This is a genomic window from Pseudomonas sp. PDM18 (genome assembly GCF_014852585.1).
Lineage (GTDB): Bacteria > Pseudomonadota > Gammaproteobacteria > Pseudomonadales > Pseudomonadaceae > Pseudomonas.
The window spans coordinates 62000-88652 of sequence record NZ_JACVBX010000011.1 but is presented as its reverse complement, the minus strand read 5'-3'; the positions used below and the strand labels follow the sequence as shown (position 1 = coordinate 88652).

The window sequence follows — 26653 nt, the reverse complement described above, 5'->3', positions numbered from 1 at the left end:
GGGTGAGGGGAAGCACAAACACAGACCTATCCATAAAAAGACAGCTGCTCCGACGCCAGGATGGGCTTCCGCAGGATCGAAGTACGTCCGCGATCAGCTCCGGAGCGCGCTCAGGCCTCTTTCTCGCAGTTGATCATCCACGGCACCCCGAAGCGGTCTTCTACGGCACCGAACAGCTCGGCCCAGAAGGTCTGCTCCAGCGGCATGGTGACTTTGCCGCCCTTGCCGAGTGCCTCGAAGAGGCGCCGGGCCTCAGCCTTGGAGTCAACGTTGAGGGTGATCGAAACGCCCTTCACGCCTTCGTACTGACCGCATTGCGGGGAGGCGTCCGAGCCCATCAGCACGTGGCCGTCCACCTCCAAGCGCACGTGGATCACACGGTTCTTCAGCGCTTCGGGCATGTCCTCGCAGCCCGGCGCATCGGAGAAACGCATCAGTGCCGGCAACTCGGCGCGCAACACTTCGGCGTAGTAACGGAAGGCTTCTTCACAGTTGCCGTCGAAGACCAGATAAGCATTCATCAACATGGCGGTACCCTCCAGGCTCAGGATTTGCTGGCGATTTCGGCGCGCAGGCGCTCTTCCTGCTCGCGCAGCTCAGGGGTGAATTCGGCGCCGAAGTCCTCGGCCTCGAAAATCTGCCGGATCTCGATCTCGGACTCGCCGTCGAAGGGGTTGGGACAGCGCTTGACCCAGTCGACGCACTCCTGCAGCGACGCGGTCTGCATGATCCAGAAGCCGGCGATCAGCTCCTTGGTCTCGGCGAATGGGCCGTCGAGCACCTGCCGCGACGCGCCATCGAAGTGCACGCGCGCGCCTTTCGCGCTGGGATGCAGGCCTTCGCCGGCCAGCATCACACCCGCTTTCACCAACTCCTCGTTGTAGGCTCCCATGGCAGCGAGCAGCTCTTCCTTGGGCATCACACCGGCTTCGGAGTCGGCGGTGGCTTTGACGATCACCATGAAACGCATGGTCTTTCTCCTCTTGTTGTCATTTTCAGCGTGGCGGCCGGTTACTTCCGGTTCCTGACTAGTAGTCGAAAGGCGTGACGGTAGATCGACAGACCTCGCGAAAAAAATTTTCGAGCGGACTTACGGGGGCTTTGAGCATAGGTCGGGTCGGGGTTAATCGGCGGCGATATGGGAAATTTCGCAATGGACGCCAAGAACCCACGCATTTAGAACGTGCCACTCGGAAAATTCTCGGCATTCCCATGCACGTCCAGCTCATCCCCGTCATCGAAATGTTCTACCTGGTCGACTCCGTTCCCCTGCCGTCCCACGGGCCGTACTGGGAGCACGTGGCAGGCTGGCGTGATTACCATGAGCGCAATCTGCGGGCCAACGGCTTCAGCACACGACTTCGGCCGTATCTACCGGGCAGTGCGTTCCATCGTATTGCCGAGCTGAGCGACATGGATATTTCGCGGTTGATCCAGTTGCATTGCGCCGAGGGCATGGACGGTTCCGGGGACTGGCGTCAGGTTCCTCCGCTATCGGGCGGCTATGTGTTAAGGGTCGGCGATCTCGACGTCCTGTTCCCGCAATGCTGCAGCGACCTGGGCGACCTGCACAGCTGGAAGCGCATCGCCGCCGGCAAAGGGGCATACCTGTACAGCGGCCATCCCTCGCCCGATATCAACCACCACAACCAATCTGCCAGCTTCGATTTCAACGGACCGGGCGAGGCCTTCACACCGCCGCCGCCCCTGCACTCGGTCACGGTGCCGCTGTCCACGCTGACCCGCGCGGTGCAGGCGGCCGACCGCGAGCTGAGAATTTTCGCCGCCCGCCTGGAACTGCTGAACGCCAACCAGGCTATGGGCATACCTGACATCGAGACCCTGCTCATCCACGGACACCGAAAGCCCGCTCTGGACAGCTCCGCCCACGCTCCCTAGATTCAATCCTTTTCGCACGACACGGAGCATCGCCCATGAGCCTGGAATCGGTTCGCGCCTTCTTCGCCGAAAAGGCCCCCGACATCGCCATCATTGAGCTGGAAACCAGCACCGCCACCGTCGCCCTGGCCGCCGAGGCCCATGGCGTTGAGCCGGGCCGCATCGCCAAGACCCTGTCCCTGCGCGTCGGCGAACGCACTGTGCTGGTGGTCGCGCGCGGCGATGCGCGGCTGGACAACCGCAAGCTCAAGGAAGCGTTCGGCGGCAAGGCCAAGATGCTCGGCGCCGAGGACGTGGTAGCCCTGACCGGCCACCCGGTAGGGGGCGTCTGCCCGTTCGGCCTGGCGACGCCGTTGCCGGTGTATTGCGATGTCTCGCTGCAGGCATTCGACGAGGTGCTGCCGGCGGCCGGCGCGGTGCACAGCGCGGTAAGGATCGAGCCAAAGCGCATGGCGCAGCTGGTGGCGGCCGATTGGATCGATGTTTGTCAGGAATTGGCCTGAGATCGCCGGTCCACCTGCGGGAACAAAGTCTGTCTGCAAAAACCGCCGAACCCGCCGGACCATCCATGACCTGTCGATTACGCCCCTGCTCCAACACTGTTGCTACAGCAACACCCGCCCAACACTTTGCTGTCTGCCCAGCGCCGCAACTGTTGGACAAAACTCTCAAACAACTGATTTAAAAGGATTTATATTTTCGGCACAGCTTGTGCAATGACCTGAACAGACAGACCCGAACGCCGGGTCGATTCATCTGCCGAGGTCGCTGTACTGCCATGCCCCAACTCCCCGAATCCGCCCATTACGACATCCGCGAACCCAACGCGCACCGGATCGGCTCCGACGCCGAGGCCATCGACGTCGCCCACAAGGTCGCCGCCTTCCTGCTCGAGGGCGCCGCCGAGCGCGACCGCAACCGCGAAGTCCCCCCGGAGGTTGTCGAGGTCTACTCCAACAGCGGCCTGTGGGGCATCACCGTGCCCCGCGAATTCGGCGGCGCCGAGGTGTCCTACGCCACCCTCGCCGAAGTCATCGCCATCATCTCCGCCGCCGACCCGTCGCTGGGGCAGATTCCGCAGAACCACTACTGCCTGCTGGAAGACATCCGCCTGCAGGGCAGCGACGAGCAGAAGCGCTTCTTCTTCGACCTCGCGCTCAAGGGCAACCGCTTCGCCAACGCGCTTTCGGAAACTGGCGGCAAGAACGTCCAGGACATCCAGACCCGCCTGCGCCAGGACGGCGACAGCGTTGTCATCGACGGCCGCAAGGGCTACTGCACCGGCTCGCTCTACGCCCACTGGATCGGCGTGCTCGGCCTGGACGAGCAGAACAACGCCCAGCTCGCCTTCGTCCCGCGCGGTACGCCGGGGCTGGTGATCGTCGACGACTGGGCCAGCATCGGCCAGCGCACCACCTCCAGCGGCACTGTGCTGGTGGAAGGCCTGCGCGTGCCGGCGTTCAACGTATTCCCCACGCACCGCTCCTACGACGTGCCGACCCTGGCCGGCCCGTTCGCGCAGATCACCACCGCTGCCATCGATGCCGGCATCGCCCGCGCGGCGCTGCGCGACACCATCGCCTTCGTCCGCGAGCAGGCGCGCCCCTGGATCGACGCCGGCGTGGAGAAGGCCAGCGAAGACCCGCTGACCATCATCCAGGTCGGTGAGCTGGGCATCCGCATCGAAGCAGCCGATGCCCTGCTGGAACGCGCCGGCAAGGTAATGGACGCGGCCCGCCCGGCGCCGGACGAAGACAGCGTCGCCCGCGCCTCGGTCGCCGTGGCCAAGGCCAAGGTGCTGACCACCGAAGTCGCCATCGACGCCACGAACAAGCTGTTCGAACTCGGCGGCACCCGCTCCACCCTTGCCCGCCATGGCTTCGACCGTCACTGGCGCAACGCCCGCGTGCACACCCTGCACGACCCGGTGCGCTGGAAGTACCACCTGGTCGGCAACTGGCTGTTGAACGAAAAGCGTCCGCCGCGCCACGACTGGAACTGAAAACGGTGAATACGCCTGCTGCGCGAACCGATAGCTGCGTTGGGCGGTGCTCGCTCCTCGCCTATCAAACTCGATATGTCTCGTCGCTGCGCTCCGTCTGCCTTGCTCTCGGATCGCTCGCGACGGCCTATTCACCGTTTTGGTACCCGCTATGAAAGAGATCCGCCTCAACGCCTTCGCCATGAACTGCGTCGGCCACCTGTCGCCCGGCCTCTGGCGCCACCCGCGCGACCAGCAGGCCGCGCGCTACACCGACATCCACTACTGGATCGAGCTGGCGAAAACCCTCGAACGGGGCAAGATCGACGGGCTGTTCCTCGCCGACGTGCTGGGCGTCTATGACGTCTATCACGGCAACGCCGACGCAGCCCTGAGCGCCGGCGCGCAGGTGCCGGCCAACGATCCGCTGCAACTGGTCCCGGCCATGGCCGCGGCCACCGAGCACCTGGGTTTCGGCATCACCGCCTCGGTGTCTTTCGAGCACCCGTTCCCCTTCGCCCGGCGCATCTCCACACTTGACCACCTGACCGGCGGCCGCGCCGGCTGGAACATCGTCACCTCCTACCTGAACAGCGGCGCGCGCAACCTGGGGTTGAAGCAGCAGCTCAACCACCAGCAGCGCTATGCGTTGGCCGAGGAATACCTGGAGGTCTGCTACAAGCTCTGGGAAGCCAGCTGGGACGATGACGCGGTGGTCGCTGATCGCAATACCGGGGTCTACGCCGACCCGCGCAAGGTGCACCCCATCGAGCACAAGGGCGAACACTTCGAGGTGCCCGGCTTCCACCTCAGCCAGCCGTCGCCGCAGCGCACCCCGGTGCTCTACCAGGCCGGTGCATCGAGTCGCGGCAAGGCGTTCGCCGCCGGTAACGCTGAGTGTGTGTTCGTCGCCGCGCCGACCAAGCGCATCCTCCGCGACCAGGTCGCCGATCTGCGCCGCCTCGCCGTGGAATCCGGGCGCCAGGCCAGCGACGTACTGGTGCTGAACCAGCTCACTGTGATCGTCGCGCCGACCGACGCAGAGGCCCTGGCCAAACTGGACGACTACCGCCGCTACAGCGACCGCGAAGGCGCCCTGGCACTGGTCTCCGGCTGGACCGGCATCGACTTCGGCCAGTACGCGCCGGACCAGGTGCTGCGCCACGTACAGAGCAACGCCATCCAGTCCGCGGTGGACGCCTTCAGCGCCGCCGACCCGGAGCGCCAGTGGACCGCCGCTGAGATCGCCGACTACTGCGCCCTGGGTGGCGACGGCCCGCTGCTGGTGGGTTCGCCTCAGACCGTGGCGGACCAACTGCAGGCCTGGGTCGAGGAGACCGACGTCGACGGCTTCAACCTCTCCAGCCTGGTGGCGCCGGAGACCTTCGTCGACATCGTCGACCTGCTGGTGCCCGAACTGCAGGCGCGCGGGCTGTTCAAGCGCGAGTACGAGCAAGGCACCCTGCGCCACAAGCTGTTCGGCCAAGGCGACCGCCTGCGCTCTCCGCACCGCGCCGCGAAGCTGCGACGAGGTGAACAGTAATGGACGGTTGGTTCCGCAACCTCGACTGGCACGACCTCGCCCAGGCTTGCCTGGACACCCTCGCCATGCTCGGCGGCGCGCTGGCCTTCACCGTGCTGCTGGGTCTGCCGCTGGGCGTGCTGCTGTACCTCACCGGCAAGCGCCAGCTGCACGCGAAACCCGGCCTGTACCGCGCATTGTCTGTGGTGGTAAACATGCTGCGCTCGCTGCCGTTCATCATCCTGCTGATCGTGCTGATCCCGGTCACCACGCTGATCACTGGCACGTCGCTGGGCGTCGCCGGGGCCATCCCGCCGCTGGTGGTGGGCTGCACGCCGTTCTTCGCGCGGCTGGTGGAAACCGCCCTGCGCGAAGTCGACCGCGGCCTGGTGGAAGCTACCCAGGCGATGGGCGCCAGCACCTGGCAGATCATCTGGCACACCCTGCTGCCGGAAGCGCGCACCGGGCTGATCGCCGCCGTGACCGTCACCGCCATCGTGCTGGTGGACTACACCGCGATGTCCGGCGTGATCGGCGGCGGCGGCTTGGGCGACCTGGCCATCCGCTTCGGTTACCAGCGCTTCCAGACCGACGTGATGATCATCACCGTCGCTCTGCTGATTCTGCTGGTGCAGGCCCTGCAGATGAGCGGCGACCGCCTCGTCGCGCGCTACACGAGGCGCTGAATTCCCCGCCCACTCCCCGCCCGGGAGCGGCACTTACGATCCAGCCGCCGGCAGCCGGCCCCGCTGCCATCAAGGCCCCACGTCCACCCCACGACGGCCCACCCACTACTGTTCAAGGAGCAACACCCATGAAAAAGGCCATCGCCATCCTGGCAGCCGTCGTCGCCTTCTCCGCCCACGCTGGGGAGAAACTCGTGGTCGGCGCCACCCCGGTGCCCCACGCCGAGATCCTCGAATTCGTCAAACCGGAACTGGCCAAGGAAGGCGTCGACCTAGACATCAAGGTCTTCACCGACTTCATCCAGCCCAACCTGCAGCTCGCGCAGAAGAACCTCGACGCCAACTACTACCAGTACCGCCCCTTCCTCGATGACTTCAACAAGACCCGCCACACCGACCTGGTGCCGGTCGTGGGCATCCACATCGAGCCGTTCGGCGCCTACTCCACCAAGTACACATCCCTCGCCGACCTGCCCGACGGCGCCAGCGTGGCCATCCCCAACGACCCGGTGAACACCGGCCGCGCCCTGGTGCTGCTCGCCGAAAGCGGCCTGATCAAGCTCAAGGACCCGACCAACCCGCAGTCCACCGAGCGCGACATCACCGAAAACCCCAAGCACCTGAAGATCCGCGAGCTGGAGGGCGCCCTGCTGGCCCGCGCGGTGAAGCAGGTAGACCTGGCGTTCATCTTCGCCAACTACGCGCTGGAGGCCGGCATCGACACCAAGAGCGCGCTGATCGTGGAGAAAGGCAAGGACCTCTACGCCGAGTTCCTCGTCGCCCGTCCGGACAACATCCAGGACCCAGGCATCCAGAAGCTGGCCAAAGCGCTGAATTCGCCGGAAGTTCGCCAGTTCATCCTGACCCGTTACAAGGGCGAGATTGCTCCGGCGTTCTGATCGAGTTCCGGAATCGGTCTGCTGCGCGTCGGCCATGCCGCGTTGGGCAGGGACTCGTAATGCTCATTCACTGGAGTGAACTGCGCTTCCGAGTCCCTGCCCGCCTTGCCTGGCTCTAGCTCGCAAGACCTTGGTCTCACAGGTGGCAACAAAAGCAAAAACAGAAGGCAACGCATGACCTACGAATCCGCACCCAAGGACCTTCGTGACCAGGCGCCCCGGCAACTCCCGGCGCGCCGCATCGACAATGACGCCCAGGCCATCGACGCCGCCCACGAAGTGGCCCGCCTGGCGAAACCCGGAGCCGCCGCCCGCGACCGCGAGCGCGCCCTGCCCTGGCGCGAGCTGGAGCATTTCACCGCCCTCGGCCTGGGCGGTATCAGCATTCCCCGCGAGTACGGCGGCGCGCAGGTCTCCTACGCCACTGTGGCGGAAGTCTTCCGCGTGATCTGCGCCGCCGACCCGGCATTGGGTCAGATTCCGCAGAACCAGTTCGGCCTGCTCAACGTGATCGACAACGTCGCCTGCGACGCGCAGAAACGCGTGCTGTTCGGCGGCGTGCTCAATGGCCGGCGTATCGGCAATGCCGGCCCCGAACGCAACACCCGCAACACCCTCGAACTCAAGGCGCGGCTGGTTCGCGATGGCGAGCAGTTCCGCATCAGCGGCGAGAAGTTCTACTCCACCGGCGCGCTGTTCGCCCACTGGGTCGCGGTGAAGGCTATCGACGAGGACGGCCGCGCGGTGATGGGCTTCGTCGAGCGCGGCGTGGAAGGCCTGCGCATCGTCGACGACTGGTCCGGCTTTGGCCAGCGCACCACCGCCAGCGGCACCGTGCTGCTGGACAACGCCCCCGTCGCGGCTTCGCTGGTGATCCACAATGGCCGCCTCGCCGATGTGCCGAACATCCAGGGCGCCGTGTCGCAACTGATCCAGGCCGCCATCGATGCCGGCATCGCGGCGAACGCCCTGGAAGATGCCATCGATTTCATCCGCACACGGACGCGCCCCTTCATCGACGCCAACGTCGAGCAGGCCAGCGAAGAGCCCTTCACCATCGCCGAGATCGGCCGCCTGCAGGTCGAACTCCACGCCGCCGAGGCGCTGCTGGAGCGCGCTGGCCATGTGCTCGACGAGGTCAGCGCACGGCCCATCGACGACGAGTCCGCCGCCCGCGCGTCCATCGCCGTGGCCGAGGCCAAGGTGCTGACCACCGAGATCAGCCTGGCCGCCAGCGAGAAGCTCTTCGAGCTGGCCGGCAGCCGCGCCACCCTCGCCGAATTCAACCTCGACCGCCATTGGCGCAACGCCCGCGTGCACACCCTGCACGACCCGGTCCGCTGGAAGGTCCAGGCGGTTGGCGCCTACCACCTCAACGGCGCACGCCCCGCGCGTCATTCCTGGATCTGAGGAGCGCCAATGAACAGTCTCGTACAACCACCAGTCCACATCATCCGCAGCGACGACGAAGCCCTCGATGTCGCCCGCGCTATCGCCGCCGATTTCCGCGAAGGCGCCATCCTCCGTGACCGCGAGCGGCGCCTGCCGTGGGACGAACTGGAGCGTTTCAGCCGCTCCGGCCTGTGGGGCATCACCGTGCCGCGCGAGCATGGCGGCGCGGGAGTTTCCCGCGTCACGGTGGCCCGCGTGATCGCCATCATCTCTGCCGCCGACGGTTCGCTGGGGCAGATTCCGCAGAACCACTTCTATGCCGTCGAACTGCTGCGGGTGAACGGCAGCGAAGAGCAGAAAGCCCGCCTGTTCGCCGAGGTGCTGGCCGGCGTGCGCTTCGGCAACGCACTGGCGGAAATCGGCACGCGCACCGCCCACGACCGCACCACCCGCCTCAAGCGCGAAGGCGGCCAACTGCGCATTCACGGGCGCAAGTTCTACTGCACCGGCGCGCTCTACGCGCAACGCATTCCGACCCTGGTAATCGATGATGACGGAGTCCAGCAGTTCGCCTTCATCGCCAGCGACAGCCAGGGCGTGGAAGTGATCGACGACTGGTCCGGTTTCGGCCAGCGCACTACCGGCAGCGGCAGCGTGGTGTTCGATGGCGCGCCGGTCAGCGAGGACGACATCGTGCCGTTCCAGAGCGCCTTCGAACGCCCGACCACGGTCGGCCCCTTCGCGCAGATCCTGCACGCCGCCATCGATGTCGGCATCGCCCGTGGCGCCTATGAAGACGCGCGGGTATTCCTGCGCGAGAAGGCCCGGCCATGGATCGACGCGGGCGTGGACAGGGCCAGCGACGACCCGCTGGCGATCAACGAAGTCGGCCGTCTGGCGATCCGCCTGCACGCCGCCGAGGCGCTGCTGGACCGCGCGGGCCGCGTGCTCGATGCCGCCACCGTCGAGCCCAGCGCCGAGCGCGTCGCCGCCGCGTCCATCGCGGTGGCCGAGGCACGGGCGATCACCACCGAGGTCTCGCTGCTGGCCGGCTCCAAACTGATCGAACTGGGCGGCAGCCGCGCCAGCCTCGCCGAACTGGGCCTGGACCGCCACTGGCGCAACGCCCGCGTGCACACCCTGCACGACCCCGCGCGCTGGAAGTACTTCGCGGTGGGCAACTACTACCTCAACGACCAGTTGCCGCCTCGTCGGGGGACGCTATGACCCAGAAGCAGATCCTCCTCAACGCCTTCAGCATGAATTGCGTCGGCCACATCAACCACGGCCTGTGGACCCACCCCCGCGACCGTTCCAGCGACTTCAACAAGCTCAGCCATTGGACCGACCTCGCCCGCCTGCTGGAAAAGGGCCTGTTCGATGGCCTGTTCCTGGCCGATATCCTCGGCGTCTACGACGTGTACCAGAACGGCATCGAGCTCACCGCCAAGGAGGCCATCCAGCTGCCGGTGAACGACCCGCTGATGCTGGTCTCGGCCATGGCTGGCGCAACCGAGCACCTGGGCTTCGGCGTCACCGCCAACCTCACCTACGAGGCGCCCTACCCGTTCGCCCGGCGGCTCTCGACGCTGGATCACCTGAGCGATGGCCGCATCGGCTGGAACATCGTCACCGGCTACCTGGAGAGCACCGCACGCGCCATGGGCCAGGAGCGGCAGATCGACCACGACCGCCGCTACGACCGCGCCGACGAATACCTGGAGGTGCTCTACAAGCTCTGGGAAGGCAGCTGGGAAGACGATGCGGTGCTCGCCGACCGCCAGCGCCGCGTCTACGCGCAGCCAGGCAAGGTGCACAAGGTCCGCCACCACGGCGAGTTCTTCGATGTCGAGGGTTACCACCTCAGCCAGCCGTCGCCGCAACGCACGCCGTTGCTGTTCCAGGCCGGCGCGTCCAATCGCGGGCTGGCCTTCGCTGCGCGGCACGCCGAGTGCGTGTTCGTCTCGGCACAGACCCGCGAAGCCACCCGCGTGCTGGTGGACCGCATCCGCCAGGCAGCCGTGGATGCCGGTCGCCGCGCGGACGATATCAAGGTGTTCATGGGCATCAACGTCATCGTCGCGCCGACCGAGGCCGAGGCTCGCGAGAAGCTCGCCGAGTACCGCCGCTTCGCCAGTGCCGAGGCGGGTCTGGCGCACTTCGCCAGCACCACCGGCATCGACTTCTCGCGCTACGCGCTGGACGAGCCGATCCGCTACGAGAAGACCAACGCCATCGAGTCCGCTACCAAGGCCCTGACCGTCGCCCGCACCGACGCCACCGTGCGCCAGCTGCTGGAGCAGTTCACCCTCGGCGGCCGCTACACCACGTTGGTGGGCGACTCCGTGCAGGTGGCCGACGAGCTGCTGGGCTGGATCAACGAGGCCGGCCTCGACGGCTTCAACCTGACCCGCACCGTGGAGCCGGAAAGCTACGCCGACTTCATCGACCTCGTAGTGCCCGAACTGCAGAACCGCGGCGCCTACAAGACCGCCTACGCCCACGGCACCCTGCGGGAAAAACTCTTCGGCGCCGACCGCGCCCGACTGCCCGCGCGGCACGTCGGCGCGAGCTTCCGCCAGGCAACCGCCACTGGAGCGACTCCAGCCTTCTCCGTTTAAACCCATAAGGATTCGTTGCCATGCATGCACGCTTCAAGCTTTCCCTCGGCCTCTCCCTGGGCCTCCTCGCCGCCGGCCTCGCCCAGGCCGCCGACACCCTGCGACTGGGCACCACCGCCGCCTTCGCCCCGCCGCTGGAAGTGGCGGTGAAGGAAGCCGCCCAGCAGGGCCTGAAGGTCGAGTTGGTGGAATTCACCGACTGGAACGCGCCGAACATCACCCTCGACCACGGTGACATCGACGCCAACTACTTCCAGCACACGCCCTTCCTGGAAAACGCCAATCGCGAGGGCGGCCTGCACCTGAAGGCGTTCGCACCGGGGATCATCAACAACGTCGGCCTGTACTCAACCAAGTACAAGGCCATCGCCGACCTGCCCGATGGCGCCAAGGTCGCCATCGCCAATGACCCGATCAATGGCGGCCGCGGCCTGCAGCTGCTGCAGAAGGCCGGGCTGCTCAAGCTCAAGGATGGCGTGGGTTACAAGGCGACGCTGGACGACATCGTGGCCAATCCGAAGCACATCCAGATCATCGAGCTGGAGGCCGTGCAACTGGTGCGCGCGCTGGACGATGTGGACCTCGCCCAGGGCTACCCGCACTACATCCGCCTGGCCGGGACCATCGATCCGAACAGCGCGCTGCTGTTCGACGGCATCGAGAACAAGGAATACGTCATCCAGTTCGTCACCCGTGACGACTACAAGGACCCGGACGGCAAGCTGAAGAAGTTCGTCGATCTCTACCAGCACTCGCCGCAGGTGCGCGCCGCGCTGGACAAGGCCCACGGCTCGCTCTACCAGCCGGGCTGGCAGTAACCACTGCCGGCGTCCACCCCCTCAACGGTCGCGCGCCCATTCGTAGGGCGCATAACGCGCCAGCGTTATCCGCCGTGCAGCCGCCGGCGGATAACCTGTTCCAGGTTATGCGCCCTACGTTCTGACCGCACCTTTGCACCAACAGAACAGGCCCCCACCATGGTCAGCTTCAACCGCAATCTCGAACTCGCCACCCAGCACATCGCCCTGCGCGGGCTGGGCAAGACCTACGCCGGCCATCACGGCCCGGTGGAGGCACTCAGCGACATCGAACTCTCCGTCCGCCGTGGCGAGGTGTTCGGCATCATCGGCCGTAGCGGCGCCGGCAAGAGCTCGCTGATCCGCACCCTCAACCGCCTTGAGCAACCCAGCGTCGGCCAGGTACTGATCGACGGCGAAGACATCGGCGCCTTCGACGCTCAGCAACTGGTCGGCCTGCGCCGCCGAGTCGGCATGATCTTCCAGCACTTCAACCTGATGTCGGCCAAGACCGTCGCGCAGAACATCGCCCTGCCTCTGCGCGTGGCCGGCGTGCCCAAGGCGCGCATCGCCGAGCGAGTGGACGAGCTGCTGCAGCTCGTGGGCCTGGAAGACAAGCGCCACGCCTACCCGGCGCAACTCTCCGGCGGGCAGAAGCAACGCGTCGGCATCGCCCGCGCGCTGGTGCACCAGCCGGAAATCCTGCTCTGCGACGAGGCGACCTCGGCGCTGGACCCGGAGAGCACCCAGGCCATCCTCGCCCTGCTGCGCGACATCAACCGCCGCCTCGGCCTGACTATCGTGCTGATCACCCACGAGATGGCGGTGATCCGCGAAATCTGCGACCGCGTGGTGGTGCTCGAACGCGGGCGCATCGTCGAGCATGGCGACGTCTGGGAAGTCTTCGGCAACCCGCAGCACGAGGTCAGCCGTACCCTGCTCGGCTCGCTGCAACAGCACCTGCCGCCGGACCTGCTGGCACGGCTGGAGCATCCCTCGGACAATGAAGTCATCCTCGACCTGCACTACACCGGCGCGCGCGAACAGGAGCCGGACCTGCTGGCTATCGCCCAAGCCCTCGGCAGCCGTATCAGCCTGCTGCACGGCGGCATCGAGCGCATCCAGGGCCGCGCCCTCGGCCGCCTGCTGCTGAGCGTCGCCGCGCCTGCCTCCAGTGCCCCGCAACTGCTCGAACGTGCCCGCGATGTCGCCGATCGCCTGGAGGTGCTCACCCATGCCTGATCGCCTGCTGCAAGGCCTGCTCGATACCCTGCTGATGATCGGCGCGTCCTCGGCCATCGTCCTGCTGGTGGGCATCCCGCTGGCCCTGGTGTTGGTCACCACCGGCCCCGGCGGGATCTTCCAGGCGCGCCTGCTCAACCAGGGCCTGGGCAGCGTGGTCAACGTGCTGCGCTCGATCCCGTTCCTGATCCTGATGGTCGCATTGATCCCCTTCACCCGGCTGATCGTCGGCACCAGCTACGGCGTGTGGGCGGCGGTAGTGCCGCTGACCATCGCTGCCACGCCATTCTTCGCGCGCATCGCCGAAGTCAGCCTGCGCGAGGTCGACCACGGCCTGATCGAAGCAGCCCAGGCCATGGGCTGCCAGCCCCGGCACATCATCTGGAACGTGCTGTTGCCCGAGGCGCGGCCGGGCATCGTCGCCGGCTTCACCATCACCCTGGTGACCATGATCAACTCCTCCGCCATGGCAGGCGCTATCGGGGCCGGGGGTCTCGGCGACCTCGCCTACCGCTATGGGTACCAGCGCTTCGACACCCAGGTAATGCTCACCGTGATCATCCTGTTGGTAGCGCTGGTGACCCTGATCCAGTTCGGCGGCGACCGCCTGGCGCGCTGGCTCAACAAGCGCCTGTGACGTTCGTCGGCTGAAATCCGCACGAGTCTGCTGCCACGCGGGTTGCGTCTAACCAGACAACACACCCGCCCCTCCATGCCCCGGCACGGCTTGTGGATGCGTGGCGTCCCTGCTCGTAAGAGAGTGTCCGCTCACCGCGCAGATGTTGCCCATGGCCAATCCCCTCTCCACCCAGGGTATCGTGCATGCCGCCATCAGCCTGGTGCCACTGGCCGCCAGTGCAGATGGCAGCAATGGTCGCGTCGCTGGCACTGGTGGTCGGCGTGATCTACCAGTTCTACCGCATCCACCGTCGGCGCATGCCACCGGCACGCCCGGCACACAGAGCGGCTATGCTGGCGGACTCCAGCCACGGAGTTCTGCCATGACCGTCCGCCGCATCGTCGCCAACCTCGCCACTGGCAAGCCTGCCGACGTCGCGCGTTTCTACCGCGAGCTGTTCGACCTGGACGTGGTGATGGACCACGGCTGGCTGATCACCCTTGCCAGCGCCGACAGTGCGCTCGCACAAATGAGCCTGGCCAGCGAAGGCGGCTCCGGCGCACCAGTGCCGGACCTGTCCATCGAGGTGGACAATCTCGAGGAGGTACACGAACGCGCCGTCGTGGCCGGCCATGAAATCACCTATCCGCTGACTATCGAGCCCTGGGGCGTGCGCCGGTTCTTTCTGCGTGATCCGCTGGGGACGCTGGTAAACGTGCTGGAACACCGCTGACAGCCCACCGTTCGTCACCCACGGCGCCACAAATCCGCTCAGCCCAGCAAAACATCGACCACGACCTAAACTGCTACTGGGCGCTCGTCAGCTACCCACGGGAGAGCGGGCCAGGCAGTCCGACGCCCGAGCCAGCGCAAGCATTCCGCGTGAGTACCGCCATGTCAGAGCCGCTCGAATTCTCCTCCTCCGCGCCGTCCGTGTCCTTGCAGGCACAGATGAATACCCAGGCTCCGGCCCTGCCGCAGCGGCTGCCCGCCATGGCACGGGTTCGCCAGTTCACCGCGCGCCTGGGCAGCCTGCTTGCACCGCGGCCCAGTCCATCTCCCCTGATACAGCCGGGCGACTCGAAGCAACAGCCCCAGGAGACCACCATGAGTATCCGCAACTCCAAGGAACCGGCTGAAGGCGCCGGCCAGCCCGATCCACAGCGCCCATTCGCCAATCCGGATGATCACCTGTCGCAACTCTACGACCTGCCTCCCGGCCAGTTGCCGGACTTCCCCGGTGCCGCCCCCGACCAGTCCTCCGGCTATTCGCCAGGCGTCACCGACTACGCCCTGAAACAGCAACAAAGCGCGCAGCACACCCTGGATCAGCTCAACCAGTTGAACGAGACCCTGCATCAGGAGGCGAGCCGGACCAGCAGCGAGCCCGTTACCGCGCCCGTCAGCTCGCTGGGCTCGGCAGATCATTTGCTGGCAGAAGCCCTGTCACCGCAGGCCAGCGACACCGAGAACGTCCTGCTGGACGTGCAGAGCACCCTGGATTCCCTGGCCGGCATGGCCCAGGGGTTGTCACAGCAGCGGCTGGATTCCATCAAAGAGCGCGAGACGCTGGACGCGCGCCACGAACAGGCCGATGAGCGCGAGCGCCTGCTTAATGAGCGAGAGGAAGCCTTGCGCCAATGGGAGCAACGCCTGCAGCAGGAGAAGGCCGCGCTGGCCCGACTGGGCGAACAACAAGCCGCTACGCTGGCCGAACGCAGCGCCACCCTGCAGTCGCTGGCGGAGACCGTCGACAGCCGCGACCGCGCCACCGCCAAGCGTTCGGAGGTACTGCAGGCGGAGCAGGAGCAACTGGAGAGGAAGCTGGCGCAGATGCGTGTCCGCCATACCGAGCTCGATGGTCGCGAGACGATGCTGCAGCAGAAGGACCACGAGCTCACCGAACGCTTCAAGCAGTTGGTGGACGCCAAGGAGCGCTTCAGCGCCATCGTCCGCAGCTTCAACGAGACCGTGCGCTTCAACACAGCGTTGAGCGCCATCAACAAGACTGTCGGCGGGCAGTCCAGCGATCGCTGAAGCCTTGCGAAAGCCGGGGCCAGGCGGCCCCGGCGACTTCGCTTCAGCGATTGAGGAAACCCAGCAGGTCCTCGTTCACCTGGTCGGCCATCGTGACGCACATGCCGTGCGAACCGCCCTTGTAGACCTTGAGCTCGCCCTTCTGCACCAGCTCCACCGAACGCTGGCCAGCAGCGCCGATGGGGACAATCTGGTCGTCGTCGCCGTGGAGGATCAGCGCCGGCACGTCGATCTTCTTCAGGTCCTCGGTGTAGTCCACTTCGGAGAATTCGCGGATGCACAGGTAAAGGCCCAGGTGCCCGCCCGTCATGCCCTGCAGCCAGAAGTTGTCGATCACACCCTGGGACTGCTTCGCACCCGGCCGGTTGTAGCCATAGAACGGTATTGCCAGGTCCTTGAAGAACTGTGAGCGGTCTTCCTTCACGCCCTTGCGGATGCCGTCGAACACATCGATCGGCAGCCCGCCCGGGTTGGCGGCGGTCTTGAGCATCAGCGGCGGCACCGCTCCGATCAGCACGGCGCCGGAAAGCCGCTTGGTACCATGACGGCCAATGTAATGCGCTACCTCGCCACCGCCGGTGGAATGGCCTACCAGCGTGGCAGACTTGAGATCGAGCGCTTCGATCACCGCCGCGAGGTCGTCGGCGTAGGTATCCATGTCATTGCCCTTGGCAGGCTGGCCCGAGCGGCCGTGACCGCGGCGATCATGGGCGATGACCCGGTAACCCTTCTGCACCAGGAACAGCATCTGCGCGTCCCAGGCATCGGCGTTGAGCGGCCAGCCGTGGGAGAACACCACCGGCTGCCCGCTGCCCCAATCCTTGTAGAAGATCTCAGTGCCATCTTTCGCTTTGACGAAGCTCATTTGGTCGTTTCCTTCAGGGAATGGTTGAAAAGAAACGCCGCAATTTCAGCGACTACGGACCGCTCTACGGCGGCCTTTAGCATAGCCAGCGCAGTGACTCGGGCAGCTGTGCCCGACGGCTTTCCGACGAGCGACCGCTCAGCCGATGCCGGCCGCGAACAAGCCGCCGAGCCAGTCGGAGAACACCCGCAGACGCCGCGACATCTGCCGGCGCACCGGGTACAGCACGCTGACCGGCAGCGGCGGCGGCTGCCAGGCGCGCAACACTTCCACCAGCTCACCGCTGGCCAACCCCTCGTTCAGGTGATAGCGCGGCGCCTGGATCAGGCCGAAGCCGGCGCGGCAGGCGGCGATGTAGGCATCGGCGTTGTTCACCGCGATCCGACTGGGCAACCGCTGGGTGCGCAACCGGCCGTCGAAGCGAAACTCCAGGTCGAAGATGCGTCCGCTGGAGGCTGATTGGTAATTGACCGCGAGATGTCCTTCGAGGCGGTCCGGATGCTCGGGCAAACCGAACTCCTGCACGTAGGCGCGGCTCACGCAGGTCAGTTGCTCCAGCTCGGCGATGCGCCGACCGACCAGGCTGGAGTCCGGCAGCTCGCCGGCGCGCAGCACGCAATCCACGCCCTCGCGCACCAGGTCCACCTGGCGGTCATTGAGGCTCAGTTCGAGCTCGATCTGCGGATAGCGCCGGCAGAACCCCGGTAGCGCCGGGATAACCACCAGCCGCCCCAACGAGCTGGGCAGGTCGATACGCAGCTTGCCGCGCGGGTTGTCGGACGAATTGGAGAAGCAGTTTTCCGCCTCCTCCAGGTCCTCCAGCAGACGCACGCAGCGCTCGTAGTAAGCCTGGCCATCGGCGGTGACGCTGACCTGCCGCGTGGTGCGGCGCAGCAGTTGCACGCCCAGGTGCGTCTCCAGTTGCTGGATCAGCTGGGTCACGCTGGCGCGCGGCATCTGCAGACTGTCCGCCGCCTTGCCGAAGGCCTTGAGTTCGACGATGCGGGTGTAGACCTGCATGGCCTGCAAGCGGTCCATGGTGCACTCCGATTATTCATCCAGGCCGAATAGTTAAACCGCAATCCGCCGGTTTATCCACGCCTGACAAACAACAAGAATGGTCCTACCCCTGACCCACCCTGGAGAATCCCGCATGAAGACCCGCCGCCTGGGCTCGCAAGGCCCCGTCGTCTCCGCCATCGGCCTCGGCTGCATGGGCATGTCCGACTTCTACACAACCGGCAGCGATGAAGCCGAATCCATCGCCACCCTGCACCGCGCGCTGGAGCTGGGCGTCACCTTGCTCGACACCGCCGACATCTATGGCCCGCACACCAATGAGGAGCTGCTCGGCCGAGCCCTGAAAGGCAAGCGCGAGCAGGTCTTCCTCGCCACCAAGTTCGGTATCGTGCGTACCCCGGACCAGCCGCAGGTGCGCGGCGCCAACGGCAGCCCGGAATACATCCGCCAGGCCGTTGAAGGCAGCCTGAAGCGCCTGGGCACCGACCATATCGACCTCTACTACCAGCACCGCGTCGACCCCAAGGTGCCCATCGAGGAAACCGTCGGTGCCATGGCGGAGTTGGTGAAGGCGGGCAAGGTGCGCTATCTGGGCCTGAGCGAAGCCTCGGCAGAAACGCTGGAGCGCGCGTACAAGATCCACCCGATCACCGCGCTGCAGAGCGAATACTCGCTGTGGACCCGCGACCCGGAAGAGAACGGCGTGCTGGCCGCCTGCGAACGACTGGGTGTTGGTTTCGTCCCCTACAGCCCATTGGGCCGCGGCTTCCTCACCGGAGCGCTGAAGAGCCCGGATGATTTCGCCGAGGACGACTACCGCCGCTCCAGCCCGCGTTTCACTGGCGAGAACTTCGCGAAGAATCTGCTGCTGGTGGACAAGGTCGCCGAGCTGGCCGCCGCCCGTGGGGTGAGGCCCTCGCAACTGGCGCTGGCCTGGGTGCTGACGCAGGGCGAGCACCTGGTACCGATCCCCGGCACCAAGCAGCGCAAGTACCTGGAAGAGAACGTCGCCGCCGTGGACCTGGCACTGACCCCGGCAGAACTGCTGGAACTGGACGCGATCTTCCCGGTCGGTGCGGCCGCTGGCGGTCGCTACAGCGAACAAGTGTTGGCGCTGATCCAGTAAAAGCTCTGCAACGGGGCTCCGATGGACGCTCCCAGCGGTTATGCTGGGGAGGTCCACCGGAGGCTCCATGCGATTCGTTCCCGCCGCACTGCTCGTATTTTCCTTCCTTCCCCTCGCCGCCTACGCGGATGAGGAATGCCAGGTGACGGCCGTGTTCAGCGGCGATCAACTGACCTGCCAGCGTGCGGACGGCGGCGATACCACCATCCACCTGCGCGGCGTCACCGCTCCCGAACTGGAGCAGCCCTTTGGCCAGCGCTCCCGCGCGGCCCTGGTGCAGCTCGCACTGGGCAAAAGCGCCACGCTCAAGCACGCCGAGCAGTTGCCCGACGGCAGTCTGCGCGCGGCGGTCTGGGTCACCCCGGCGGAATGCCCGAACTGCGGCCACACCCTGGATATCGGCCGGGCACAGCTAAGCATCGGCCTCGCACGCTGGCGGCAAAGCGACGCGCAGACACCTGAGGAAGTCGGTCAGTACCAATTCGAGGAACACGAGGCCAAGGCGCGACGCACCAATCTCTGGCGCAAGCCCTGAGCGTCAATTGCTGACGTAGTGCTGCAGGATGCGCCGGTCCTCTCCCTCTTCCACCAGCATCTTGAGCGTCTGCGCATAGCGACGGACAAAGTCCTCGTCCTGGGTGCGCTTGCTGAAAGCGACTTCCGCCGACTCCGCTGACACCACCACTCCGGTGGGCTCGATACGCCTGGCCAGCCCCAGCTGCTGCAGCTCGTACTGCCCACTGTGCTCGTCGGCGATGATGCCGTCGATGCGGCCCTTGTCGACCATGTGCCAGAGGTTGCTGCGGCTGGGGTTGAAGAACACCCGCGCGGCGTAGCCCGGGTCGGCCATCAGTTGACGGTAAGGTTCGCCGTAAGACACATCGATCTGCGCGCCGAGGCGAAAGTCGCGGCCGGGCAGGTCGGAAAGCTGTCGCAGACTGTCGAGCTGGGGCAGACCGCGACGGACGAAGAGGATGTTGCGCGAGGGTGGCAACACCGTGCCGGAGAACCAGGCGTAGACCTCGCGCTCGGGCTTGCGGAAGGCGCCGGGCAGCACGTCGAGGCGGCCCAGCTCCAGCTCCTTGAGCGCTCGCGCCCAGGGCAGCTTGATCATCCGCACCTCGCAACCCAGGCGCTCCAGCACGGCACGGTTCAAATCGACATAGAGCCCGCCGACGCGGCCATCGGGCAGTTGCATGCTGAAGGGCGGGTCGTCATCCCAGCGCAGGGTCTTCTCGCAGGCGGCCAGCGGCACGCTGGCCAGTGCCAGACCCAACAGGACCAGGCGCTTCAGGCGCGCATGCGGAGGCAACGGCAGGCGATGGGCTTGCGAAGGCAAGATCACGACTCACAGCAGGAGAAGACGGATGCCGTGAGTGTAGTGAACCCGGCACTCGCGTGACCAGCGATGATCGGGTTCGCACGTTGGTTCCGTTTCGCTCACTGCCAGCCATAGCGCCGGGCGAACCAGCCCTTCACCGTCTGGGTCAGCGCCATGTAGCCCAGCAGGATCGCTGCCAGCCACGGCCAGTAGCCCAGCGGCAACGTCTCCATGCGGAAGGAATGCGCCAGCGGCCCCATGGGCAGGGAGATCGCCACCGCGACTATCACCAGGGTCATGCCCAGCAGCGGCCAGGCGGCGCGGCTCTGCAGGAAAGGGATGCGCCGGGTGCGGATCATGTGCACGACCAGCAATTGCGAGATCAGACCTTCGACGAACCAGCCGGACTGGAACAGCGTCTGGTGCGCCGGTGAATTCGCACCGAACACGTGCCAGAGCACAAGGAAAGTGGCGATGTCGAAGATCGAGCTGATCGGCCCGAAGAACACCATGAAGCGCCCCAGTCCATCCGGGTTCCACTGCTGCGGCTTGCGCAGCAGTTCGTCGTCGACATGGTCGAAGGGAATGGCGATCTGCGACAAGTCGTAGAGCAGGTTCTGCACCAGCAGTTGCAGCGGGAGCATCGGCAGGAACGGAATGAAGGCGCTGGCCACCAGCACGCTGAACACATTGCCGAAGTTGGAACTGGCGGTCATGCGGATGTACTTGAGCATGTTGGCGAAGGTGCGGCGCCCTTCGATCACGCCCTCCTCCAGGACCATCAGGCTCTTTTCCAGGAGGATCAGGTCGGCGGCTTCCTTGGCGATGTCCACCGCCGAATCCACCGAGATGCCGATATCCGCCGTGCGCAGGGCCGGCGCATCGTTGATGCCGTCGCCGAGGAAACCGACCACGTGGCCGCGCTCGCGCAGCACCCGCACCAGGCGCTCCTTGTGGCTGGGAGTGAGCTTGGCGAACAGCGTGGTGCGCTCGGCCAGTTCGCCCAGCTCGGCGTCGTCGAATTCGTCCAGTTGCGGGCCCAGCAGCACGCCTTCGACCAACAGCCCCACATCACGGCAGACCTTCAGGCTCACGCGGTCGTTGTCGCCGGTCAGCACTTTCACCGCCACGCCGTTCTCCGCCAGCGCCCTGAGCGCCGGGGCGGTGGTTTCCTTGGGCGGGTCGAGGAAGGCTATGTAGCCGGCCAGGCACAAATCACTCTCGTCGGCCACGCCATAGACATCGCGGGTGGGCGGCAGCTCACGGGTGGCCACGGCGACCACCCGCAGGCCTTCCTGGTTAAGCCCATCGGCCACCGCGCGGATGCTCTCCAGACGCGCCCCGGTGAGCGGCTCGACGCCGTCGGCGGTCTCCACCGTGGTGCAGACCGACAGCACCTCCTCCAGCGCGCCCTTGCAGATCAGCAGGTGGTTGTCCTCACGTTCGCTGACCACCACCGACATGCGCCGGCGGGCGAAGTCGAAGGGAATCTCGTCGAGCTTGCGGAAGCGGCTGTCCACCTTCAGCGCATGGCGCAGTTCGACGTGCTCGAGGACGGCGACATCCAGCAGGTTCTTCAGCCCGGTCTGGTAGTGGCTGTTGAGGAAGGCCAGCTGCAACACGCGGTCCTGCACCTGGCCAAAGGCGTCGGTGTGGCGCTCGAGGACGATGCGGTCCTGGGTCAGGGTGCCGGTTTTGTCGGTGCAGAGGATGTCCATGGCACCGAAGTTCTGGATGGCGTCCAGGCGCTTGACGATCACCTTGCGCCGGCTGAGCACCACCGCGCCCTTGGCCAGGGTCGAGGTGACGATCATCGGGAGCATTTCCGGGGTCAAGCCGACGGCGATGGACAGCGCGAACAGCGCGGCCTCCAGCCAGTCGCCCTTGGTGAAGCCGTTGATCAGCAGGACCACCGGCGCCATCACCAGCATGAAGCGGATGAGCAGCCAGCTGACCCGGTTGACGCCGGTTTGGAAGGCCGTCGGCGTCGGATCGCTGGCGATCACCCGCTCGGCGAGGGAACCGAAATAGGTGCGCGGGCCGGTACCGATCACCACCGCAAGGGCCGAGCCGCTGACCACCGTGGTGCCCATGAAGCACAGGCTGTCACGCTCCAGCGGATTGCCCTGGCGGGCGTCGCGCAGTTGGGCGAACTTCTCCACCGGCAGCGATTCGCCGGTGAGCGCGGCCTGGCCGACGAACAGGTCCTTGGCGCTGAGCAGGCGTACGTCTGCCGGGACCATGTCGCCCGCCGACAACCACAGCACGTCGCCGGGAACCAGCTCGCGGATCGGCACTTCCACCCGCAGCGCGGGGCCATCGCCTTCGGCACTGCGGAACACCGTGGCGGTGTTGCTGACCATCGCCTTGAGCTTCTCGGCCGCACGGTTGGAGCGCTTCTCCTGGATGAAGCGCAGCAGCGTGGAAATACCCACCATGCTGCCGATCACCACCGCGGCCTCGACGTCTTCGGTGAGCCAGGAAATGGTCGCCAGTACGGTGAGCAGCAGGTTGAAGGGATTGCAGTAGCAGTACCACAGGTGCATCCAGGCGCCGATGGGGCGGTCCTGGTCCACTTCGTTGAGCCCGTCGCGCTGGCGGCGTTCGCCCGCCTCGGTCTCGTTGAGGCCGTCACGTCGACTTGCAAGGCGCTCCAGCACCGATGTCGGTTCCAGCGCGGACCACTCCAGCAACCCCGAGGTCAGTGCATTGGGCGCCTGCCTCCCGGCCGCCGAACCACGCAGCAGGTCGCGAGCGGCCAACCGGCGCAGTTGACGGGCCGGGAAGCCCTTGTTGATGAATTCGAGCAGGTGGGTCCTGATGAGGTCCAGGCGCATGATGACGTTCCCCTTGTGCGCACATCGTCCGGCGGCGGTGGGGAGTCTGTGCCGAGTACCTTAAGGGGCTATGAAGGCTGTCAGCGGCGCGGATGCGCCGCTGACAGCGAGCACTCAGAAGTCGCGCTTGTAGAAGATGTCCAGGGAACTGGCCAGGCCGCTGGCGGCCTCCAGGTAGACCTTCTTGCTCAGCAGGTAGCGCAGCGCGATGGTGTTGGCCGGCTCGAACACACCCACGCCGTAACGCAGGCTGAGGCGGTCGGAAAGCTGGCCGCTGGCGACCACACTGGTGCTGTTGCCGGTGCCTTCGGTGTCCAGTTGGAAGTCCTGGATGCCCAGGCGCTGGGCGACTTCACCGGTCAGCGGCGCGCTGCCTGCCAGGCCGAGCGCCAGGGCCGCCTCACCGAGCATGTTGCTGTCCTCGCCGCTGGACATCGGTCGGCCCAGCACCAGGTAGGACAGCGCCTGCTGCTGGCTCATGGCGGGCTCGGAGAACACCTCGCTGCGCGGCTGCTCTGCGTTGCCGGTCAGGCGCAGGCCGGCGACCACGTCGTCGACTTTGCGGATCGCCTCGACATCGAGGAACGGCTGGTCGATAGGCCCAGCGAACAGCAGGCGTGCGCGGCGGATGGTCAGCTTCTGACCGTAGGCGCGGTAGCGGCCGTTGTTCAGGCGCAGTTCGCCACGGGTATCCATGTTGTCGCCGATGTGCACCTGGCCGGCCAGCTCCGCATTCAGGCCGAAGCCGCTGAAGGTCAGCTTGTCGCTGCCGACCCTGACGTCGATATCCATGTTCACCGCCAGGGCGCTTTTCGGCTCCTGCTTCGCGCCGACGATCACGGTGTCGTCGGATACCTTGACCGTGGATGGCGGCAGCTGGCGAATAGTGATGGCGCCGCGCGGCACCTGCACCGAGCCCGAAACGGCGAGCCTTTCACCCGCCATCTGCACGGTGAGATCAGGCTCCACCTCGAGGTTGGCGTAGGGCTCCACTGTTACCGGCAGGCGGCTGCCACGCAGCTTCACGTCGACATCCAAGCCACTGAACCAGGCGATACGTCCGGAAAGGCTGCCGTTGCCATGCTCTCCAGCCTTCCAGTCGCCGCTCAGATCAACCTGCTCGCCGGCGATGCGGGCGGCGACCTGCAACTGCTCGAAGCGGGTCGGCAGGTCACCGCCGGAGATTTCCCCGTCGCTCAGGCGCAGCTCGCCATCCACTCGTGGCGCCAGCAGGCCGCCGGAGATCTGCCCGCTGCCGTTGAGGTGGCCTTTCAGGGTTTCCACCATGGGCGCGAAAGGCCGCGCCACGGAGATGTCCAGACCATTGAGGCTGAAGGTGCCATTCACCGGCTTGGCTTTCGGCCGCGGGTCGAGCTGGACCTGGGCCTGCAGGCTGCCGAGCTTGTCGCCCTGGAACTGCAGGGAGGTGTCTATACGCCGGGGCATCAAGCGGCTCTCCAGTTGCAGTCGCTGGTAGGGGAAGTCGACCCACTCCTCCTGCTCCTTGATGCGCAGGGTGCCGTTGTTGGCATTGATCAGGATCGAACCGTTGGGTCCGCTGGCGGGCAGGTCGAGCTGCACGTCGCCGTCGAGCTTGCCGCTCCAGGCGAAGTCCTCGGGCAGCCAGCGCGCCAGGCTGTCCAGCGGGAACTCGCGCAGGTGCATGCGCAGGCGTGGGTCGGGCATCAGCCGCTGGTCTTCCATGCACAGGCTGGCGGGGCCTGAAGCCCAGCAATGGGCGCCGAGATTGATTCGCCCGTCCGCCAGGCGTTCCAGGCGTGCCGGCTGTTGCAGACGCCAGTCCTGGCCACCGCTCTGGATGTCACCCTTGGTCAATCGCCCGCGCCAGTCCTTGCCGTTCCAGTTGCCGTCCAGGCCGAGGTCGAGCGCCACCGGCTTACCCGTCAGGTTGAGGGCGAGTTGCTGACGCTTCAGGTCGCCGCTGCCATCGAGCTTTAGCACGCCGAAGTCCGTTTCGCCGCTGTGCAGACCCTGGGCTGTCAGGTTGATGCGACCACGCTGGGCGGCGTCGAGGGCAGCCGTCAGGTCCAGCGTGCGCAGGCCCTGGTCGGCGTAGGCGACGCGCTGGCCATCGAGTTTCAGTTGGCCTTGCGGCGCCTGCAGTGTGCCAGCCAGGTCAAGACGGCCACTCACTTGGCCAAAAAGCTGTGGCCACAGTTGACCGAGGCGATTCAAGGCGATGTCCAGGCGGCCGGAAAGGCGCTGGTCCAGCGCGGCCTGTCCGCTGATGCGGTTGTCGCCCAACTGCAGCACCAGGCCGTCGAGTTTCCACGCCTGCCCCGCCGCCATGGCATTCGCTTTGAAGGCAGCGGGTTGGCCGCGCAGACGGCCCTGCAGGTCGAGGTTGGCATCGAGGTTCAGCGCCTCGCCCTTGAACGAGCCCTTGCTGCGCAGCGGCCCGCCGAGGCGGCCGGGCATCTCGGCGAGCCAGTAGGCCGGGTCGAGATCGGACAGGTCGAGCGCCGCGTCCCAGGTCACTGCATCGGCGAAACCGACCTTCAGGTGCCCTTCCGCCTTGCCCTGCCCCGCCACCAGTTTCAACGATGGCAGGAAGACTTCCGCGAGGTTGCCCGACACCGGGCTGGCCAGGGCGAAATCGCCGGCCGGTCCCTTGAAGGCGCCGTCGAAGTTGCCCAGGTAGGCGCCGTCGCTGTAGCTCACTTCGGCCTTGAAGGTGTGCACGCTCACCGGAGGCTCATCGATCTCCGGGTATAGCCGACGCCAAGGGAAGTCCAGCCAGTCGAGCTGGGCGTTGGCGGCAAATGCGTCCTTCCAGTCCAGACGGCCGGTGACCGCCACGCGCTGGTCCTTGGCGGCGCTCAGGTCGAGTGCGGCGATATCCGCACCCTCGGCGTCGACGCGGCCGCGCAGGGTGAGCACCACCGGGCTTTCCTCGGCGGGCAGCACGGCGGCGCCAGCAAGCTGGTAGCCATCCTTGAGGTTGCCGCTGGCATTCAGCCGTAGTTGGTTCAGCGTCAGGGTGTCGGGTAAGGAAGCATCGGCCTTGAAGCCGTCGGCGGTGACCAGCGCAGTGGCCGGCAGGTTCTCCGCCAGTGGCTGCAGGTCTCCTTCCAGGTTGCCGTTCAGGTAGCCATTGCTCTGCGCCTGCAATTTGAGGTGGCCCATCAGCTCGCCCTTGGCCTGCAGTTGCAGGTTCCAGGGCTTCTCGCCCGGCGCCGGCAGCCCAAGAGTACCCTCGGCCTCCAGCGGCCAGCCCTGGGTCGGCTTCAGCAGGCCCTTGAGCGACAGGTTCAAGCCATCGCGGGCGAGCTTCACCGAGTCAATGTGCAGGCCTTCTTGGTCCCAGTGCGCGGCCAGTTCGGCGTCGCGCAGTTGCTCCTGGCCATCGAGCAGGAAGCGACCGATACGGATATCGCCCAGCTCCAGCGACAGCGGCAGGCTCAGGTCGGGCAGCTCAATGGGGCCGGACGATTCGCTCGGCTCGCTCGGCGGCAGGGTCAGCAGCACTTCCTTGGCCACAACCTTGTGCAAGCACAGGGTCATGCGCAGCAGGCAGGCCGGTGACCAGTCGATCTGTGGCTGATCCAGCACCAGGCGGGTGGCTCCGTCGGTCCACTCCACACGTTTGGCGCTGAGACCACCGGCAAGGCGGCCGTCAAAATCATCGACGCTCAGGCCCGGCACCCAGCTCAGCACCGCGCGGCTGCCCGCAGGCGTGCAGAGCAAGGCGGCCACCACGATGACCAGCAGCAGGATCAGCCCGAGCAGGCCGCCCAGGCTCCAGCGCAGCGCGCGCATCCAGCCTGC

Annotated in this window: 23 protein-coding genes; 16 read left to right on the top strand and 7 right to left on the bottom strand. The window is 66.2% G+C overall.

What is annotated here, in order from left to right; all coding sequences use genetic code 11:
• Window positions 1–110 precede the first annotated feature (110 nt).
• Together IB274_RS21285 and IB274_RS21280 are read right to left on the bottom strand one after the other, a co-directional pair.
• Entirely contained in the window at window positions 111–527 is a 417-nt protein-coding gene (locus IB274_RS21285; RefSeq protein ID WP_024765484.1) for a VOC family protein, read from the bottom strand.
• Window positions 528–544: 17 nt separating this feature from the next.
• Window positions 545–970, bottom strand: a complete 426-nt coding sequence (locus IB274_RS21280; protein ID WP_192434528.1) for a YciI family protein — start codon at window positions 968–970, stop codon at window positions 545–547.
• 242 nt (window positions 971–1212) lie between these two features.
• Between IB274_RS21280 and IB274_RS21275 the strand changes: the two genes are divergently transcribed.
• The 14 genes from IB274_RS21275 (at window position 1213) to IB274_RS21210 (ending at window position 15695) form a co-directional block, all read left to right on the top strand.
• Window positions 1213–1899, top strand: coding sequence for a hypothetical protein (locus IB274_RS21275; RefSeq protein WP_192434526.1), 687 nt, complete (start codon window positions 1213–1215; stop codon window positions 1897–1899).
• A gap of 35 nt (window positions 1900–1934) precedes the next feature.
• Window positions 1935–2402, top strand: a complete 468-nt coding sequence (locus tag IB274_RS21270; RefSeq protein ID WP_192434524.1) for a YbaK/EbsC family protein — start codon at window positions 1935–1937, stop codon at window positions 2400–2402.
• A 275-nt stretch (window positions 2403–2677) separates the two neighbouring features.
• Window positions 2678–3901 (top strand): SfnB family sulfur acquisition oxidoreductase, encoded by a 1224-nt coding sequence (locus IB274_RS21265; protein WP_192434522.1) that lies wholly within the window; start codon window positions 2678–2680, stop codon window positions 3899–3901.
• Between the two features lie 151 nt (window positions 3902–4052).
• On the top strand, window positions 4053–5423 hold the full coding sequence (locus IB274_RS21260) for an LLM class flavin-dependent oxidoreductase (protein ID WP_192434520.1): 1371 nt from the start codon (window positions 4053–4055) through the stop codon (window positions 5421–5423).
• A complete protein-coding gene (locus IB274_RS21255; protein ID WP_192434518.1) occupies window positions 5423–6088 on the top strand; it encodes a methionine ABC transporter permease in 666 nt (221 codons plus the stop codon). Before IB274_RS21260 ends, IB274_RS21255 begins: the two co-directional genes overlap by 1 nt.
• Before the next feature lie 128 nt (window positions 6089–6216).
• Window positions 6217–6987, top strand: a complete 771-nt coding sequence (locus IB274_RS21250) for a MetQ/NlpA family ABC transporter substrate-binding protein (RefSeq protein WP_192434516.1) — start codon at window positions 6217–6219, stop codon at window positions 6985–6987.
• Between the two features lie 174 nt (window positions 6988–7161).
• Window positions 7162–8397 (top strand): SfnB family sulfur acquisition oxidoreductase, encoded by a 1236-nt coding sequence (locus IB274_RS21245; protein ID WP_192434514.1) that lies wholly within the window; start codon window positions 7162–7164, stop codon window positions 8395–8397.
• A 9-nt stretch (window positions 8398–8406) separates the two neighbouring features.
• Complete coding sequence (locus IB274_RS21240; RefSeq protein ID WP_192434512.1) at window positions 8407–9606, top strand: SfnB family sulfur acquisition oxidoreductase; 1200 nt, start codon at window positions 8407–8409, stop codon at window positions 9604–9606.
• Window positions 9603–11000, top strand: coding sequence for an LLM class flavin-dependent oxidoreductase (locus IB274_RS21235; protein WP_192434510.1), 1398 nt, complete (start codon window positions 9603–9605; stop codon window positions 10998–11000). Before IB274_RS21240 ends, IB274_RS21235 begins: the two co-directional genes overlap by 4 nt.
• 20 nt (window positions 11001–11020) lie before the next feature.
• The gene (locus IB274_RS21230; protein ID WP_192434508.1) at window positions 11021–11818 is read left to right on the top strand and encodes a MetQ/NlpA family ABC transporter substrate-binding protein; all 798 of its coding nucleotides are present in this window, start codon (window positions 11021–11023) and stop codon (window positions 11816–11818) included.
• Between the two features lie 159 nt (window positions 11819–11977).
• Window positions 11978–13039, top strand: a complete 1062-nt coding sequence (locus IB274_RS21225) for a methionine ABC transporter ATP-binding protein (RefSeq protein WP_192434506.1) — start codon at window positions 11978–11980, stop codon at window positions 13037–13039.
• Window positions 13002–13676, top strand: a complete 675-nt coding sequence (locus tag IB274_RS21220; protein WP_156160322.1) for a methionine ABC transporter permease — start codon at window positions 13002–13004, stop codon at window positions 13674–13676. The genes IB274_RS21225 and IB274_RS21220 overlap by 38 nt, the downstream gene beginning before the upstream one ends.
• A gap of 151 nt (window positions 13677–13827) precedes the next feature.
• Window positions 13828–14391 carry a VOC family protein gene (locus tag IB274_RS29720; RefSeq protein ID WP_225614963.1) on the top strand — a complete coding sequence of 188 codons (564 nt, stop codon included), beginning with the start codon at window positions 13828–13830 and terminating at the stop codon, window positions 14389–14391.
• Window positions 14392–14765: 374 nt separating this feature from the next.
• Entirely contained in the window at window positions 14766–15695 is a 930-nt protein-coding gene (locus IB274_RS21210) for a hypothetical protein (RefSeq protein WP_192434504.1), read from the top strand.
• Window positions 15696–15738: 43 nt separating this feature from the next.
• Here IB274_RS21210 and IB274_RS21205 read toward each other — a convergent pair whose 3' ends face one another.
• Both IB274_RS21205 and IB274_RS21200 read right to left on the bottom strand, forming a co-directional pair.
• Window positions 15739–16560, bottom strand: coding sequence for an alpha/beta fold hydrolase (locus IB274_RS21205; protein WP_192434502.1), 822 nt, complete (start codon window positions 16558–16560; stop codon window positions 15739–15741).
• A 138-nt stretch (window positions 16561–16698) separates the two neighbouring features.
• Entirely contained in the window at window positions 16699–17598 is a 900-nt protein-coding gene (locus IB274_RS21200) for a LysR family transcriptional regulator (RefSeq protein WP_192434500.1), read from the bottom strand.
• 115 nt (window positions 17599–17713) lie between these two features.
• Between IB274_RS21200 and IB274_RS21195 the strand changes: the two genes are divergently transcribed.
• Both IB274_RS21195 and IB274_RS21190 read left to right on the top strand, forming a co-directional pair.
• Entirely contained in the window at window positions 17714–18706 is a 993-nt protein-coding gene (locus IB274_RS21195; protein WP_192434498.1) for an aldo/keto reductase, read from the top strand.
• A 67-nt stretch (window positions 18707–18773) separates the two neighbouring features.
• Window positions 18774–19241, top strand: a complete 468-nt coding sequence (locus IB274_RS21190) for a thermonuclease family protein (RefSeq protein ID WP_192434496.1) — start codon at window positions 18774–18776, stop codon at window positions 19239–19241.
• Between the two features lie 3 nt (window positions 19242–19244).
• Here the strand turns inward: IB274_RS21190 and IB274_RS21185 are convergent, their stop codons facing one another.
• The 3 genes from IB274_RS21185 to IB274_RS21175 all read right to left on the bottom strand — a co-directional run bounded on the left by IB274_RS21185 (window position 19245) and on the right by IB274_RS21175 (window position 26644).
• Window positions 19245–20051, bottom strand: coding sequence for a substrate-binding periplasmic protein (locus IB274_RS21185; RefSeq protein ID WP_192434494.1), 807 nt, complete (start codon window positions 20049–20051; stop codon window positions 19245–19247).
• 95 nt (window positions 20052–20146) lie between these two features.
• Window positions 20147–22864, bottom strand: a complete 2718-nt coding sequence (gene mgtA / locus IB274_RS21180) for a magnesium-translocating P-type ATPase (RefSeq protein WP_192434492.1) — start codon at window positions 22862–22864, stop codon at window positions 20147–20149.
• Window positions 22865–22978: 114 nt separating this feature from the next.
• A complete protein-coding gene (locus IB274_RS21175; RefSeq protein WP_192434795.1) occupies window positions 22979–26644 on the bottom strand; it encodes a translocation/assembly module TamB domain-containing protein in 3666 nt (1221 codons plus the stop codon).
• Between the last annotated feature and the right edge of the window lie 9 nt (window positions 26645–26653).